This is a genomic window from Streptococcus sp. HMSC067H01, assembly GCF_001814775.1.
In the GTDB taxonomy this organism is placed as follows: Bacteria; Bacillota; Bacilli; order Lactobacillales; family Streptococcaceae; genus Streptococcus.
The window spans coordinates 1-13,065 of the sequence record NZ_KV817775.1 but is presented as its reverse complement, the minus strand read 5'-3'; the positions used below and the strand labels follow the sequence as shown (position 1 = coordinate 13,065).

21 protein-coding genes and 2 pseudogenes are annotated in these 13,065 nt (G+C 37.8%); 18 read left to right on the top strand and 5 right to left on the bottom strand.

Annotation, left to right across the window (positions count from 1 at the left end):
* Window positions 1–99: 99 nt before the first annotated feature.
* The 4 genes and pseudogenes from HMPREF2987_RS00925 to HMPREF2987_RS00910 form a co-directional block, all read right to left on the bottom strand.
* Entirely contained in the window at window positions 100–1,245 is a 1,146-nt protein-coding gene (locus HMPREF2987_RS00925; protein ID WP_075228955.1) for a site-specific integrase, read from the bottom strand.
* Between the two features lie 174 nt (window positions 1,246–1,419).
* Complete coding sequence (locus HMPREF2987_RS00920; protein ID WP_075228954.1) at window positions 1,420–2,343, bottom strand: exonuclease domain-containing protein; 924 nt, start codon at window positions 2,341–2,343, stop codon at window positions 1,420–1,422.
* 12 nt (window positions 2,344–2,355) lie between these two features.
* A pseudogene (locus HMPREF2987_RS11175) lies at window positions 2,356–2,480 on the bottom strand (ImmA/IrrE family metallo-endopeptidase); the annotation flags it as partial.
* Window positions 2,481–2,695: 215 nt separating this feature from the next.
* Window positions 2,696–3,427: an XRE family transcriptional regulator gene (locus tag HMPREF2987_RS00910; protein WP_075228952.1), complete on the bottom strand. Its 732-nt coding sequence runs from the start codon at window positions 3,425–3,427 to the stop codon at window positions 2,696–2,698.
* A gap of 162 nt (window positions 3,428–3,589) precedes the next feature.
* Between HMPREF2987_RS00910 and HMPREF2987_RS00905 the strand changes: the two genes are divergently transcribed.
* Together HMPREF2987_RS00905 and HMPREF2987_RS10950 are read left to right on the top strand one after the other, a co-directional pair.
* Entirely contained in the window at window positions 3,590–3,865 is a 276-nt protein-coding gene (locus tag HMPREF2987_RS00905; protein ID WP_075228951.1) for a hypothetical protein, read from the top strand.
* A 75-nt stretch (window positions 3,866–3,940) separates the two neighbouring features.
* Window positions 3,941–4,081 carry a hypothetical protein gene (locus HMPREF2987_RS10950; protein ID WP_180364491.1) on the top strand — a complete coding sequence of 47 codons (141 nt, stop codon included), beginning with the start codon at window positions 3,941–3,943 and terminating at the stop codon, window positions 4,079–4,081.
* Between the two features lie 25 nt (window positions 4,082–4,106).
* Here the strand turns inward: HMPREF2987_RS10950 and HMPREF2987_RS00900 are convergent, their stop codons facing one another.
* Window positions 4,107–4,637, bottom strand: coding sequence for a hypothetical protein (locus HMPREF2987_RS00900; RefSeq protein ID WP_075228950.1), 531 nt, complete (start codon window positions 4,635–4,637; stop codon window positions 4,107–4,109).
* Between the two features lie 72 nt (window positions 4,638–4,709).
* Between HMPREF2987_RS00900 and HMPREF2987_RS00895 the strand changes: the two genes are divergently transcribed.
* From HMPREF2987_RS00895 to ssb, 16 genes and pseudogenes are all read left to right on the top strand, one after another.
* Window positions 4,710–4,946: a hypothetical protein gene (locus tag HMPREF2987_RS00895; RefSeq protein WP_049549205.1), complete on the top strand. Its 237-nt coding sequence runs from the start codon at window positions 4,710–4,712 to the stop codon at window positions 4,944–4,946.
* A 95-nt stretch (window positions 4,947–5,041) separates the two neighbouring features.
* The gene (locus HMPREF2987_RS00890) at window positions 5,042–5,305 is read left to right on the top strand and encodes a hypothetical protein (protein ID WP_257374819.1); all 264 of its coding nucleotides are present in this window, start codon (window positions 5,042–5,044) and stop codon (window positions 5,303–5,305) included.
* Between the two features lie 46 nt (window positions 5,306–5,351).
* Window positions 5,352–6,065, top strand: coding sequence for an ORF6C domain-containing protein (locus HMPREF2987_RS00885; RefSeq protein ID WP_075228949.1), 714 nt, complete (start codon window positions 5,352–5,354; stop codon window positions 6,063–6,065).
* Between the two features lie 14 nt (window positions 6,066–6,079).
* Window positions 6,080–6,337: a hypothetical protein gene (locus HMPREF2987_RS00880; RefSeq protein ID WP_075228948.1), complete on the top strand. Its 258-nt coding sequence runs from the start codon at window positions 6,080–6,082 to the stop codon at window positions 6,335–6,337.
* 160 nt (window positions 6,338–6,497) lie between these two features.
* Window positions 6,498–6,788, top strand: coding sequence for a hypothetical protein (locus tag HMPREF2987_RS00875; protein ID WP_075228947.1), 291 nt, complete (start codon window positions 6,498–6,500; stop codon window positions 6,786–6,788).
* 10 nt (window positions 6,789–6,798) lie between these two features.
* Window positions 6,799–7,227, top strand: coding sequence for a hypothetical protein (locus HMPREF2987_RS00870; RefSeq protein WP_075228946.1), 429 nt, complete (start codon window positions 6,799–6,801; stop codon window positions 7,225–7,227).
* Complete coding sequence (locus HMPREF2987_RS00865) at window positions 7,224–7,562, top strand: hypothetical protein (protein ID WP_075228945.1); 339 nt, start codon at window positions 7,224–7,226, stop codon at window positions 7,560–7,562. Before HMPREF2987_RS00870 ends, HMPREF2987_RS00865 begins: the two co-directional genes overlap by 4 nt.
* Window positions 7,559–8,893, top strand: a complete 1,335-nt coding sequence (dnaB, locus tag HMPREF2987_RS00860; RefSeq protein WP_075228944.1) for a replicative DNA helicase — start codon at window positions 7,559–7,561, stop codon at window positions 8,891–8,893. Before HMPREF2987_RS00865 ends, dnaB begins: the two co-directional genes overlap by 4 nt.
* Window positions 8,894–8,895: 2 nt before the next feature.
* Window positions 8,896–9,660, top strand: a complete 765-nt coding sequence (locus tag HMPREF2987_RS00855; protein ID WP_075228943.1) for a conserved phage C-terminal domain-containing protein — start codon at window positions 8,896–8,898, stop codon at window positions 9,658–9,660.
* Entirely contained in the window at window positions 9,661–10,482 is an 822-nt protein-coding gene (locus HMPREF2987_RS00850) for an ATP-binding protein (protein ID WP_075228942.1), read from the top strand.
* Window positions 10,483–10,493: 11 nt separating this feature from the next.
* A complete protein-coding gene (locus tag HMPREF2987_RS00845) occupies window positions 10,494–11,267 on the top strand; it encodes a DNA cytosine methyltransferase (RefSeq protein ID WP_075228956.1) in 774 nt (257 codons plus the stop codon).
* 215 nt (window positions 11,268–11,482) lie between these two features.
* Complete coding sequence (locus tag HMPREF2987_RS00835) at window positions 11,483–11,974, top strand: MazG-like family protein (RefSeq protein ID WP_075228940.1); 492 nt, start codon at window positions 11,483–11,485, stop codon at window positions 11,972–11,974.
* Window position 11,975: 1 nt separating this feature from the next.
* A complete protein-coding gene (locus HMPREF2987_RS00830) occupies window positions 11,976–12,254 on the top strand; it encodes a hypothetical protein (RefSeq protein WP_075228939.1) in 279 nt (92 codons plus the stop codon).
* 14 nt (window positions 12,255–12,268) lie between these two features.
* The gene (locus HMPREF2987_RS10945; protein WP_180364490.1) at window positions 12,269–12,418 is read left to right on the top strand and encodes a hypothetical protein; all 150 of its coding nucleotides are present in this window, start codon (window positions 12,269–12,271) and stop codon (window positions 12,416–12,418) included.
* Entirely contained in the window at window positions 12,415–12,738 is a 324-nt protein-coding gene (locus HMPREF2987_RS10180) for a 3-dehydroquinate synthase (RefSeq protein ID WP_083312399.1), read from the top strand. The genes HMPREF2987_RS10945 and HMPREF2987_RS10180 overlap by 4 nt, the downstream gene beginning before the upstream one ends.
* A gap of 86 nt (window positions 12,739–12,824) precedes the next feature.
* A pseudogene (ssb, locus tag HMPREF2987_RS00820) lies at window positions 12,825–13,065 on the top strand (single-stranded DNA-binding protein); the annotation flags it as partial.

Genomic DNA, 13,065 nt, shown 5'->3' with positions numbered 1-13,065 from the left:
TTATACCATAAATAGTACACAGCTTGCTAATCCTTTGAAACCAGTAGACTTCTAGCGTGTTAAGAAAAAGTGAATACGATATTGAATACGACTTTACTTTTAGCTGGAGCGGATGAAATCCATGAACTGGTCAACGACTTCAACACGTTGATTATCATTGATGTGGGTATACATATCAAGGGTGATTTGAACATTATTGTGACCGAGTCTATCTGAAATGATTTTCGCTGTAACACCCGCTTCAAACAGAAGAGAAGCATGTGTGTGCCTAAATCCGTGAGGCGAAATTTTTTTAAGTTCTTTGTGTTTACAAAAGAATCTGCTAAGCTTCACTTTCATAGTTGCGGCTAAAAGCCATCCCCCTATGTCATTCGTAAAAATATAATTCAAATCATGTTTGTAAGGCACACCAGCCTGGAAATATTCTTTTATTTGCTGTCGTTTCCAGAGTTTCAAAACATTCAGAGTTTCATCATCTAAGGTGATAACCCTCTTACTCCTTTTGGTTTTAGGATCCTGAACAGTTTGTTTTTTGCCAATCACGACAGCCGTGCGAGAAATGCTTAACCGTTTATTTTCAAAGTCAACATCTGACCACATGAGACCGATAGCTTCTCCAGTTCTCAATCCAGAAAAAGCGAGCAAGTGGAAAAAAGTGTAGTCTACAGGCTTAAAATTTGCTTTGGAAACTTTAAGGAATTCGGTCAGTTCCTGCTTTGTATAGTAGTTTTCTTTGCCCTTTAAGGGTTTATTTTTAGGCTTGATAATCTTGTCTAAGGGGTTTGATTTAACGATGTCAAGAGAAGTGGCATACTTGAAAATACGGCTAATAACAGAGTAGTAATTGGAATAGAGGACATAGCGATTACTTAACTTTATAGCAACCTTCTGACAATAAGCGACACTGATCTGCTTAATCTTCATATCTGTGAAATATGAGTCAATCATAACATTAAGTTTTTTCTTAACGTTTTGATATGTTGTTGGTTTTACAGTGCTTTTATAGCTATCAAGCCATAACTCAGCGACTTCAGCAAAAGTAGGGTTCTGGAAATCTTCATTGTTTGAGAAACCATTCTCTTCAACATCTAAGAGAAGGTCACGTTCGGCAGCCTTTGCCTCTTTTATAGTTTTAAAACCACGTCTTGTTGTGCGTTTTTCTTTTCCAGTTGCAGGGTCTATGCCCAGGTAGGTTTGAAAGAGGTATCTAGTCTCTCCTTTTTTTGTAATGTATTTTTTTATCATAAAATGTCCTTTCTTTTCGATTGCTTGCCCGCATAGTTGAAAAGGTGTAGAATTTATGATAAACTATAACTGTATTTTTTTATCATCTTTTCCATTGCTTGCTTGATGGAAAGTTGAATCCTCACACTCAAAGATGGCCGTCGGAGAGTGTGGGGGTTTTTTATTTCTTGTTAATTATTCCTCAAGCAATCTTATAAAATCATTTTCTGTCATGATTTCAATATCTTGACCTTTTTCTAACAAGGTTTGTGCTTTTTTCATTTTACTGCTTAATCCATCTGTGCCGACAACTCTCCAATCTTGCTCCCCTACAACTAAGATATTAGTATTTTTGGTCACTCCTTTTTCAGGAATGCCACCAACTAACGCAGCAGCTTTGTTAGCTTCTTTTCTAGTCATTCGCTCGAGTTTGCCAGTAAAGCAAAAGTACAAACCGTAAAAGTAATGGTCTGGGTTCATTAATGCTTTTTCTTCTTCTGTTGGCTGATAGATAAGATTTTCCTTGTATTGATAACTTTTTTTCCTTTTAAATCCATACTGACCAAGTAAGCCAGTTTTATTGTATCTAAATTCTTTTAAAAAAGCGTTGAGGTCGGAAAATGAATTAGTAGATAGTAGATATTCTAAAATCAATCCGCTTGCTCGCGCATCTGATAAAGCGTTGTGGTGGTCTAGCTCAATCTTCAAATTTTTAGCCAGTCTTTTTAGTTTGTAATTCAATTGTCCAGGGAGAGCAACCTTGGCTAATCGATATGAACAAATATATTCTATGTTATCAAACTCCAGTTCGTATTTTTGGTATACATCCTTAAGAGCTCCCATATCGAACTGTGCAAAGTGGGCTACAACTATATCAGAACCAATAAAATCAACAATGGCCTTCCTTACTTCTGGGAATGTAGGTGAATCAAGAACATCTTCAGGAGTAATGCCATGGATGAAAACATTGAAATCATCAAATTCTTCTTCTGGATTGATTAAAGTGTAAAAAGTATCAACAATATTTCCATCTTTAAATTTTACTAAACCGATAGAACAAACACTCCCCCGAAAATCATTCGCAGTTTCAACATCTAAAGCAACATATGAGTAAGACATATAAGTTTCCTTTCATTCCAACAATGCTAAGTATTCCTCTTGAACCATGATCTCACTTGTCATGGTTTTTAGATTGTAGTATTTAAGTAATCAAACTCTGTAGGAACGTCAAGTCTCTTCAGAGCGTCTTTATAGAGTCTTTTGTTATTCGGATTTTTTTGATAAGTGTTGTTGAATAATTAAGGCTACGTTGGCTTTTTCTGCTTCGGTCATAGGAGGTTCGTTTGGATCGTCTACCGAAAACTCGATAGAATGCCACTTATCATTGACTCTAATCCACTCTCTTCGTCTATGACATTGACAATCTAGGTTGTGTTTAATCACTTCCATTGGTCTGCTTTCACTACTCATATTATCCCTCTCTGTACAAATCCACGACTTCGCCGATAATTCGGAAGTCTGTTTCTGGTGTGATTGGCATATCCTTGTATATAGGGTTTAAACTATGTAGGTATGCCTGTTCTTTATCAATAACTAGCTGCTTGATATAAGCATCCCCGTTATAATTGAATACTCCGATAACTCCGTTATTCAAATCTACGCTTGTCTGAATGAATACCAGGTCGCCATCGTGATAGTCTGGCTCCATAGAGTCCCCTTTAATCGGAATAACAAAGTCAGCATCGATATCTACTGGCAACTCAATCCGTTCCACTCGTACATCGTTCAAATACTGCCCTGTACCTGCAGAAGCTGGGTGGTCGTAGTAGTCGTAACTGTAGAGCTGAATAATTTCCTCCGATACTTCGTTTATCTTCGTTTCTTCTTCGTTTCTCTGCTCTTTCAGTTGCCTCTCTGCGTAGTTCAAGACTTTGGCTCGCCTTGGAGGTTTTAGTTCGTCGTAGATGGTTTGGATTTGGGGAGTGCTATCAACCGATGAAGGTTTCGATAAATCAAACAAATATTGAGGCGATACACCCAAAGCCTGAGCATATATTCTTATATCTCTTTCATCTAATTGTCTATTCCCGTTCTCATGGTTAGAAATTGTATTTTGTTTAAAACCTGTCAGTTCGGCAAGTTTTTTTTGAGTTAACTTTTTGGATTTTCTCACCTCTTTAATTGAGTTTCCTAGTATATTCATATCAATTAACTCCTTTCTTTTTTATTATATACCAATGTGATAAAAAAATAAATAAAAAAATCTCAAAAAGTGATAAAAAGTTATTGACATATATCTCAATATGAGATACAATTAAACCAAGCTTAAGGAAATAACAAAAAAAACAAATCGGAGGGAAACATCATGAACACATTAAACGAGAAAGCCATCAACATCTTCAAAGCAGTGGTTACAGAAACCTTACTTCAAAACACATACGAGGAAGGCTTCCTCTATGGTCAGCTTGAATCATTCTGGAACAACTGCCGTCAGTTCGCTTTCGGATGGACAGAGTTGGCAGAAGAGATCGAACGCCAAGAGCGTTACCTTCTTGATGCTGGTTTCACTCAAGACGAAATCGATGACATTCGATTTGATGCAGCATTCGCAGGAATGCAGGACAAAATGAATGTAGCCTGATCGGTAGCACCAGGGTTCGACTCCCTGGCAGGCTGTTGCTCATGGAGCGAAAAAAAGAGAAAGGAGAGAGGGATAATGAATGCAAATGTTAAAGTATTTTATTCACTAATTTGCAAAGACCTGAACGAAGTTATCGATGCAAAAAATAAAATCATCGCCAATACACTTGACGATGAAACTGTTGAGATAAAAATTGAATGTTTACGTGATGTTTGAACTGTAAAATCATTCGGAGACGAGACTATCGTAGATCGCGTAATAGAGCCATGGTCGATTGTCTGATAGCTGTTGCAGGAGAGTCGCTATTGTTGCTCTCGTTTACTGTGTAGATCATTGCAGATGCCAGGGTAGCATCAAGTATAAACTCATCTGTATATTTGCGCTTCTTGTTATCTGAGTAGGTAATTGTCAGTGTGATTCGTCCTTTATAATCTGGTTGTATCGATGATGTAAATTTTTGTCCTGGTGCAATCATATTTCCGATGAGCGAGCCGAAGCGGTGTACAGAATTCAATGAATCCAATTCTCCATCTATCTGAATATTATCTATATATGCTGGAGTTTGGCCAAAGTTTTTAAAAACATAGGTACGTTGTTGATTTTTAACTGCATAGGCATCTACATAAACATTAATATAAGGCTTTGCCATATCCTCTGTAGCTTTCTTCGTTTGCCAGAGTGAAATGGTATTAAAAACAAAACCGACAACTGCAATGATTACTGTGATATAGAGTGTCCAAATTTGGACATTATCATTGGTGATTTGTGGCATTAGATCACCTCCCTTCTAGCTTTATTATAGCAGAATTGCGAGGAACAAATGGAAAAATAAGGAGGTAGGAACGTGCAAAAACTTACAAAAAAACAAAGATTGAGAAAACAAGAATTAAAGCCTAAAACTAAGCTGCGAAAAGAGCGAAAAAAGCACGAACTCACAACAGTTTTTATGGCTGATTTAATCGGCTTGAAAGACCGAAGACAATACGAACAAAAAGAAAGTGGTAAAGCGCCATTCCACGATTATGAAATATCGATTATATCCAATTATTTTCACAAGACAGAAAGTGAATTATTTTTTTAAAACAAAGTATCTCAAATTGAGATATAAAGAACGATCCTCAACGATATATTGAGGACCGTGACCTATATTGCTGAGCAGAAAGAAAGGAGAGAGGGATGATGAGTGGCCTATCAAAAAATTTACTACCAATTCAAAATTTAGAAATTAAGATAAACAGTGACTCTAGTATTCCACGAGTTATTTTGAACGGAATTGATTTTCAAGCAGAAGATATTGGTCTTCAAGGTATCAAGATAATTTGGGAAACAAAGAAAGATGAAGTGCCAGAGACACTTATTCAGGTTGATTATATAAATAACCGTGAAGCGCCTCATATAGTATCTGTCAAACAGTCGTTTAAAAATACTTTACTTAAATAGCTCTGGCGAGTTTTATTTACATTATACCAATTTAGAAAGGAATATTATGAACGAAATTTTTAATTTTCACGGGCAGGAAGTCCGTACTTTGACAATTGATGACGAGCCTTGGTTTGTTGGGAAGGATGTTGCAGATATCCTAGGATATGCTAAACCACTGGACGCAATTTCTCGGCACGTTGATGAAGATGACTCCGTGAAATACGGACTCACCGACAATTTAGGTCGAACACAAAACACTATCATCATCAATGAATCTGGTCTCTACTCTCTCATTCTTTCAAGTAAGCTTCCACAAGCTAGAGAATTTAAACGCTGGGTGACATCAGAGGTCTTGCCAGCCATTCGCAAGCAGGGCGGATTCATCCGTGAGGATTTGGACGAGGATGCCTTCATTGCTTTATTCACTGGACAGAAGAAATTGCGTGAGCAACAGGCGACCATGCTGGAAGATATTGACTATCTCAAGAGTGAGCAACCGATTCACCCAAGCTATGCTCAATCGCTACTGAAGAAGAGAAAGGCTCGAGTAGTCGCCTGTCTTGGTGGTATTGATAGTCCAGCTTATGCTGACAAAATCTTCGCTCAATCTGTCTTCAGGCAAGCAGAGATTGATTTCAAAGATCATTTCAATATCAGTCGCTATGACTTGCTACCGAAAAAGTTTGCAGGAGCTGCTCTTGCTTACTGGATGACGTGGGAGCCAAGCACCAACACTAAGATGAAAATTATGGAACTGAACGCCTTTAGTAAAGCGTAGGGAGGAGTAGGAAAATGGAAATCAAATACATTTATAACAAAACGCCTCTTGGGTGGGTATGGCAAGTAGAAATTAACGGACAAAAACTTTTTTACCCATGCGGAGATATAAAAGGGATGAAAAAATTTGTTAAATCAAACCTTGATTTATTAGTAAAAAAATTGAATAGTACGGACAATTACGGACTAGCCTTTCTTGCTTGTGGATATAATGGGCAATCACAAAATGATTTTATCAACTATTGGAAAAATCAAGGAGTTAGTGTTTTTTAGAAAGGGGGGTTAATGGAAAAATTAAGTTTAGAACCAATTTATTTCGTGAACGAAAACGAGATGTGCAAAAAGCACCTGACGGAAATCAGGCGCATACTTAAATAATTAAAACCATTATATCACAAAAATGCTTGCCCGCATAGTTGAAAGGATGTAAAAAATGGAAGGTATAACGCTACAATTACGATTGGACGGCGAAAGTGCTGAATTGTTCACGAATCAATTATTGGCCTTTGCTGAAAAGCAAGTCAAGGAGCAGTTAGAGAATGATCGTATGCCAATCAATCAACAGGCTTTGATGAAGAAGTTTGGCTTTACTCATGGCTATGTTAAGATGCTAGAGCGTAAAGGCTTAAGATTTCGTAAGCAGGGGAAAGAGACTATGTACGATATCAATGATGTTTATGAAATTTTGGAATTAGAGAAAGAAGTACGAAAATTAAGAGCATAAGGAGAACAAAATGACAGAACCAACTTTATCAAGCCAATTGCTTGGCTTAGTGACGATTTTTATCGGGATCCTTATCCTGATGCTACTGACTGCTAAAAATGAAGAAGATACTAAACAAAAAACAGTGATCATCATTGAAGAAGCTGAAGATTTCAGAGAGGTTGCAAGAAGAAACTTGAAAAACTGTGATAGAGGATTCACCTATGATTCTCAACCTCCTGTCGGACTTTCTTCAACGATTGAGGACGTGCCACAAGTTTTTCGGACATGTATCGAAGACTATGACAGGCTAGCTCAGGACTACCTGGAAGAAGCAGGTAACAATGATCTTCTAAGAAGTCAAAATGCGAATCTCTTAGAAGAAAATGGGCGTTTGCTTTATCAGGAAATGACTTTGGATTTCCGTCAGAATCCAAGAAAATGGAGGGCAAAGACATGAGTGTTAGTCGTGAAATGAGTGAGATGGAAATCCGTGTGTTAAACATGATCATGAATTGCGCGACTTTCGACCTGCCCATTCAAGCGAGTGAAATTCGTATCGAAACTGGACTTTCAAAACGTAAGTTAGAAGAAGTCATCGAGAGCTTACGTGTCAATTTTGGTCATCCTATCGTAGCTAAGAAGATGAAACCGAACGGATATTACTTGCCACGAAGTGAGGAGGAGCGACAAGCTGGGCTTGCGCCTTATCGTCGTCAAATCCTAACTGAGCAAAAGAATCTTGCTGCAGTGATGAATGTGGATTTAGAAAAATATTGGGGGAATAGCGCATGAGTGAAGATTTTAGAATACCACCTCATGATCTAGCGGCTGAACAATCTGTCCTGGGAGCGGTATTTATTGCACCTGACACAATCATTTCGCTGGCAGACGAATTGACTCCAGATGATTTCTATAAGCCTGCCAACAAGATTGTATTTAAAACCATGTTGTCTCTGCTTGAAAAAGGTGAGCCAATCGATGCTACTACCATGATTTCTGCGCTTACTAATCAGGGTGACATCTCAAATATTGGGGGCATGACATATGTTGTAGAGTTGGTAAATTCAACACCAACTTCAAAAAATGTGGAGCATTATGCCAAACTGGTTAAAGAAAAGGCTACGCTTCGGAAAGTAATTGCTGAACTGTCGGAATCACTTTCTAATGCATATCAGGGAGATATTTCTATCAATGAAATCATCGAAAAAACTGAAAAATCAATTCTTGATATCAGTAATCAAAATGTTGGAAATGGATTTCGTAATGTGGCCGATATTCTTGATACACATATGCAGATAGTCGAGACTCGCTCGCAGACAGATGGATTCGTGACTGGTCTATCTACTGGCTTTGTCGGATTAGATAAGATTACAACAGGCCTTCATGAAGGGAATCTTATCATCCTTGCTGCTCGTCCTGCTATGGGTAAGACGGCGCTAGCATTGAACATTGCAAAGCATGTGGCTACGATGGAAAGAAAACCTGCTGTCATTTTCTCGCTTGAAATGGGAGCAGAGGAATTGATTGAGCGCATGGTGGCATCTGAGGGGATGATTCCAGGTTATCATTTGAAGACTGGTAATCTTAGTACAGATGAGTGGAAAAGACTTGTACATGCGCAAAGCAATCTCTATGATGCGCCTATTTTCGTGGATGATACTGCCGGTATTCGGATTTCAGAAATACGGTCAAAGGCTCGAAAGCTTTCTCAAGAAATGGGCGGTCTAGGCATTATCATCATTGACTACTTGCAGTTGATTACTGGTTCAAAGAGGGAGAATCGTCAGCAGATTGTTTCTGAAATTTCAAGGGAATTGAAGATACTAGCAAAGGATTTGAGGGTTCCTGTCATAGCCTTATCGCAGTTGAGTCGGTTGGTTGAGCAGAGACAGGACAAGCGCCCAATGCTATCAGATTTGCGAGAATCTGGTTCGATTGAGCAAGATGCAGACATTGTAGCTTTCTTGTATCGTGATGCCTATTATCAGAAAGAGCAAGCTGACAGTCAGGAAGCAAATAACGTAACAGAACTGATCCTGGAAAAGAATCGGCATGGTAGTCTAGGGACAGTGAAGTTGTATTTTCACAAAGAATACACAAAATTTTCAAGTGTGGAGGGGTAGAAATGATTAAAAAAAGTGAAGTCACTGGTTTCTTATCGTTTTTCAAATTTCCAAAGCCATTCATCTATGATGAGAAATATAAGACATTGAGCAATAACGCTAAAATGCTCTATATGCTTCTGTTTGATAGGTTAGAACTATCTTTAAAAAATGGATGGCATGATAAAGAGGGGAATGTTTTCCAGTATTACACAAACGAACAGTTGATGATTGACTTAAATTGCAATAGCAACAATACGATTATCAAAATCAAAAAGGAGTTGAAAGATGCTGGTCTAATGACGGAAGTCAGACAAGGGATGAATTTACCAAACCGTATTTATCTTGATGCTCTTAACGGAAGTGTAGAAAGTGCATTTCAGGAAGTGCAAAAAGTGCACCTTGGAAGTGCAAAAAATGCATTTCAGGAAGTGCAGAAAGTGCACACAATCAAGACTGAGAATACTAAGACTGAGAATAACAATAATAAATTATTGATTTGTAAAGAAGTCATTTCTTATCTCAATTTGAAAGCTAAGAAAAATTTTAAAGTTGACACTGCTAGTCATCAAAAATTTATCAAGGCAAGGCTAAAAGAGGGTTATGTCCTTGAAGATTTTAAAAAGGTTGTGGACATCATGGTCGTTAAGTGGAAAGGTACAGAGTATGAGCAGTATCTTCAACCACAAACGCTTTTCGGAAACAAGATGGACAACTATCTGAATCAACCTATGCCAAAACGTTCTACAATCTTGACCAGTACGGTTGACGAAAGGCTAGGATTTTAAATGAAACAGTTTAAACAATTTAGAACTAGAACAGTTCTTGATGATGTCTGTGAAATCCATGGATGCCATCTTTGGTCTGTTAAGATTCCTATCAAGGGCAAGGTTGAGGAAATCAGTCAATGTCCTGAATGCGAGAAAGAGAACATTCGTCTCTTTGAAAAGCAGTTGAATATGGAATCCGAGGTAAAGAGTAAGCTATCGGATACTTACGAGGTCTTTGCTCGCGATAGTATCGTTTCAAGCAAACTGGCCAGCAAGTCACTACATGACTATGAGATTCAGGTTGATATTGATGAAAAGGCTATGAATTTTGTGAAGCGATTGGAACGTGAGTATGCCAAAGGTACGGTTGGAAATGCCATCATCACAGGACCTTCTGGTGTTGGTAAGAGTCATCTGACCTATGGATTAGCTCGGTTTCTCAATGAGCAATTTAAGTCTTATGATGAACCTAAAAGCGTGCTCTTTGTGTCAGTCGTGACTTTATTTGATAAGATTCGTGAAAGCTTTGAGTTTGACAATGGGTATTCAGAAGCTAAGATGGTCAAGCTATTGTCTGAGGTTGATTTCCTTTTCTTGGATGACCTTGGGAAAGAGAGTCGAAAAGCTGATACAAAGCGAAACGAATGGGCACATCAGATATTGTTCAAGATCCTGGATAATCGGACGAATACGATTATCAACACGAATCTTTCTAGTGAAGAGATTAAAGAGCTTTACTCGGATGATTTTGGGAATGGTGCTTTATCAAGTCGTATCTTCGAGGGAGCAACTGGCAGATGCTTTGTGTATCCGTCTGGGATGAAGGATAGGAGGTATTGATTATCAAAAAAATGGTAGTCTGGGCGCTTTTTGATAGTGGAAATGGTTCTTACTTCAATGGCGCTAACTCTCTGAATAGTTCGGGGGGGACGAATATTGAAATCTATTCAATCGGAATGGATATAGAAAACAAGAACAATCATTTCATAAATCTAGACCTTGCTGATTACAAACGTTTATTTGGAGATAACACACTCTTTGACGTGTTAGACAAATTACCAAAACCTGACCTTATAATAGCTAGTCCGCCATGTGAATCATGGTCAAATGCTTCTGCAATGGAAAATGGGAATGCGTGTTGGAAACGCAATGATGTGTCTGATAGCTTGTTTGCTCCACAAGTAAGACCTTCACCGTTCACGATCAGGGCAAATCAGGATTACGAGTCAGCCTATATAAATTATCAGTACGACAGGCAATTTTTAAAAAGGGTCAATGGCGAGCTAACAGCTTTCAACACAATAGAAATCATAAAAAGATATAGACCACAGTTTTGGGTTATTGAGAATCCAGCAGCTGACAGACTGTGGCCCTACATTGAGGATATTATTGGATTCAGAATTCCATACAAAAACCTAGCTAGATACAATAATTATGATTATCCTTTACAAAAACGGACGATTTTTGGAAGCAATATTGAACTTAATCTTAAGAATAAAATTATCAAGCAGGACATAGAGTGGAAGAACTTCTCAAAATCATACAACGAGAGATCTAATATACCTGAAAAATTGGTGTCAGAAATTTTCGAAAAAATCTACAAGGAGTTTTGCAAAGATGATTGAGCTCTACTTCATTTATAACGGTCACCGCAAGATACTCATTGGGAGTTTTAGCCATATACATAGCGCAATTAATGAATTAAAGAAACATCAAGCTAGTTACTCAGCAATCAGTAATCCACGATTTCGGAAAAGCATGAGTGATGAAAATATCAGGATTGATTACGGAGCAGCTGATTGCTACTACTTGATTACGAAGAAAAGAGAGGAAAAATAAGATGAATACAAAAATGAATTTGGAAGAAAAGGTTCAACAGTGGTTTGTTGATAGAAATCTACATGAAGCGAATCCTGTCAAGCAGTTCTTGAAGCTTATGGAAGAGTCAGGAGAATTATTCGAAGGAATTGCAAAGGACAAATCTGAACTGATCTATGATGCACTTGGTGATATCCAGGTAGTAATGATTGGACTTGAACAACAAATCAAGAATGGAGCTCAGATCTCCGCTAACCAACAGGAACTTGAATTGTTATTGATGGTTTCCAGTCTTGGTAACATTGCTCAGAAACTATACTCTCATGTTTGTCATAATGAGACACAGACTCCACTGATCAAGTCAGACTTGATGTTTCTTGATAGTGTTGTTAGTACGGTTTCATTTTGCAATGGCACTACAGCTGAAAGTTGCTTAGAAGAAGCTTATGAAATCATCAAGGACCGCAAAGGTAAGATGATTGATGGGGTGTTTGTGAAAGAGGAGGATTTATAAAATGAAAAGACTAGGAATTATTTTAGGGTTTGTATTTGTAATCGTTGCATCACCGTTCGTGGTTCAGTATGGATGGAATGAAATTATCACAACAATCATTCCAGTTGGTAAAATTACAGTCTGGCAAGCGTTCGGTATGGATATGCTACTATCTTTCATTTTTCCTGTGTCGTCTAGCAAAAAAATATCTGAAGAGGATTATTCATATGCTGTAAAAAGCAGTATATCAAAAATTATTACATGTGCATTTTTGATATGGTTAGCTAGTTTGTTCATCTAAGGAGGTTCTGCCAGATGATTGAAATAAATGGTAAAAACTACGAAGTCCATAAAGTGAAATTCACAAAGAAGGATTTAAAAAACTTAAAAAAAGGAGAAACACTTATTTTTATCTCCGAAGAAGCTAAACAAGCTATAACTGTTAGTCTGGAGGATAAGGAGTGAGATATTTTAAAATCCTATGTGTTGTTTTACTCGCATTCTTCCTCGTGGCATGTCACCAGATTTCGAGTGGGACAGTGGTAGATAAGTACATTGATGAACCTCACACAACGTTCATACCCGTTATGACAGGAAAAAGTTCGGTACTTGTGCCAACAAGAACCAAAAGAAAATACATTCTGATCGTTTCAGGATATGCAGGTAATAAGAAAGTTGAAGAAACATTTGAAGTGACAGCAGAGGAATACAAATACTATGAAATTGGCAACAATTTTACACAAAATGCCGTTTCAGAAAATGAAGGAGGGGAAGAAAATGATTGAATTTATTAAAGAATTTGGAATAACTTTTCTGTGCTTTTTTATCGGTTACTCAGTTGTTGAATGTGTGACAGGGAAGGAAAAGAAAGATGATCAATAATGTTGTGTTAGTAGGTCGCTTGACTCGTGACCCTGAGTTACGATACACACCATCAAATGTTGCAGTTGCGACATTCAGTTTGGCAGTGAATCGCAATTTTAAGAATCAGGCAGGTGATCGTGAAGCTGATTTTATCAGTTGCATCATGTGGCGCTAGCAGGTTGAAAATTTCGCAAATTGGTGCAAAAAAGGGAATCTGGTAGGAATCACAGGCCGCATCCAGACTCGTA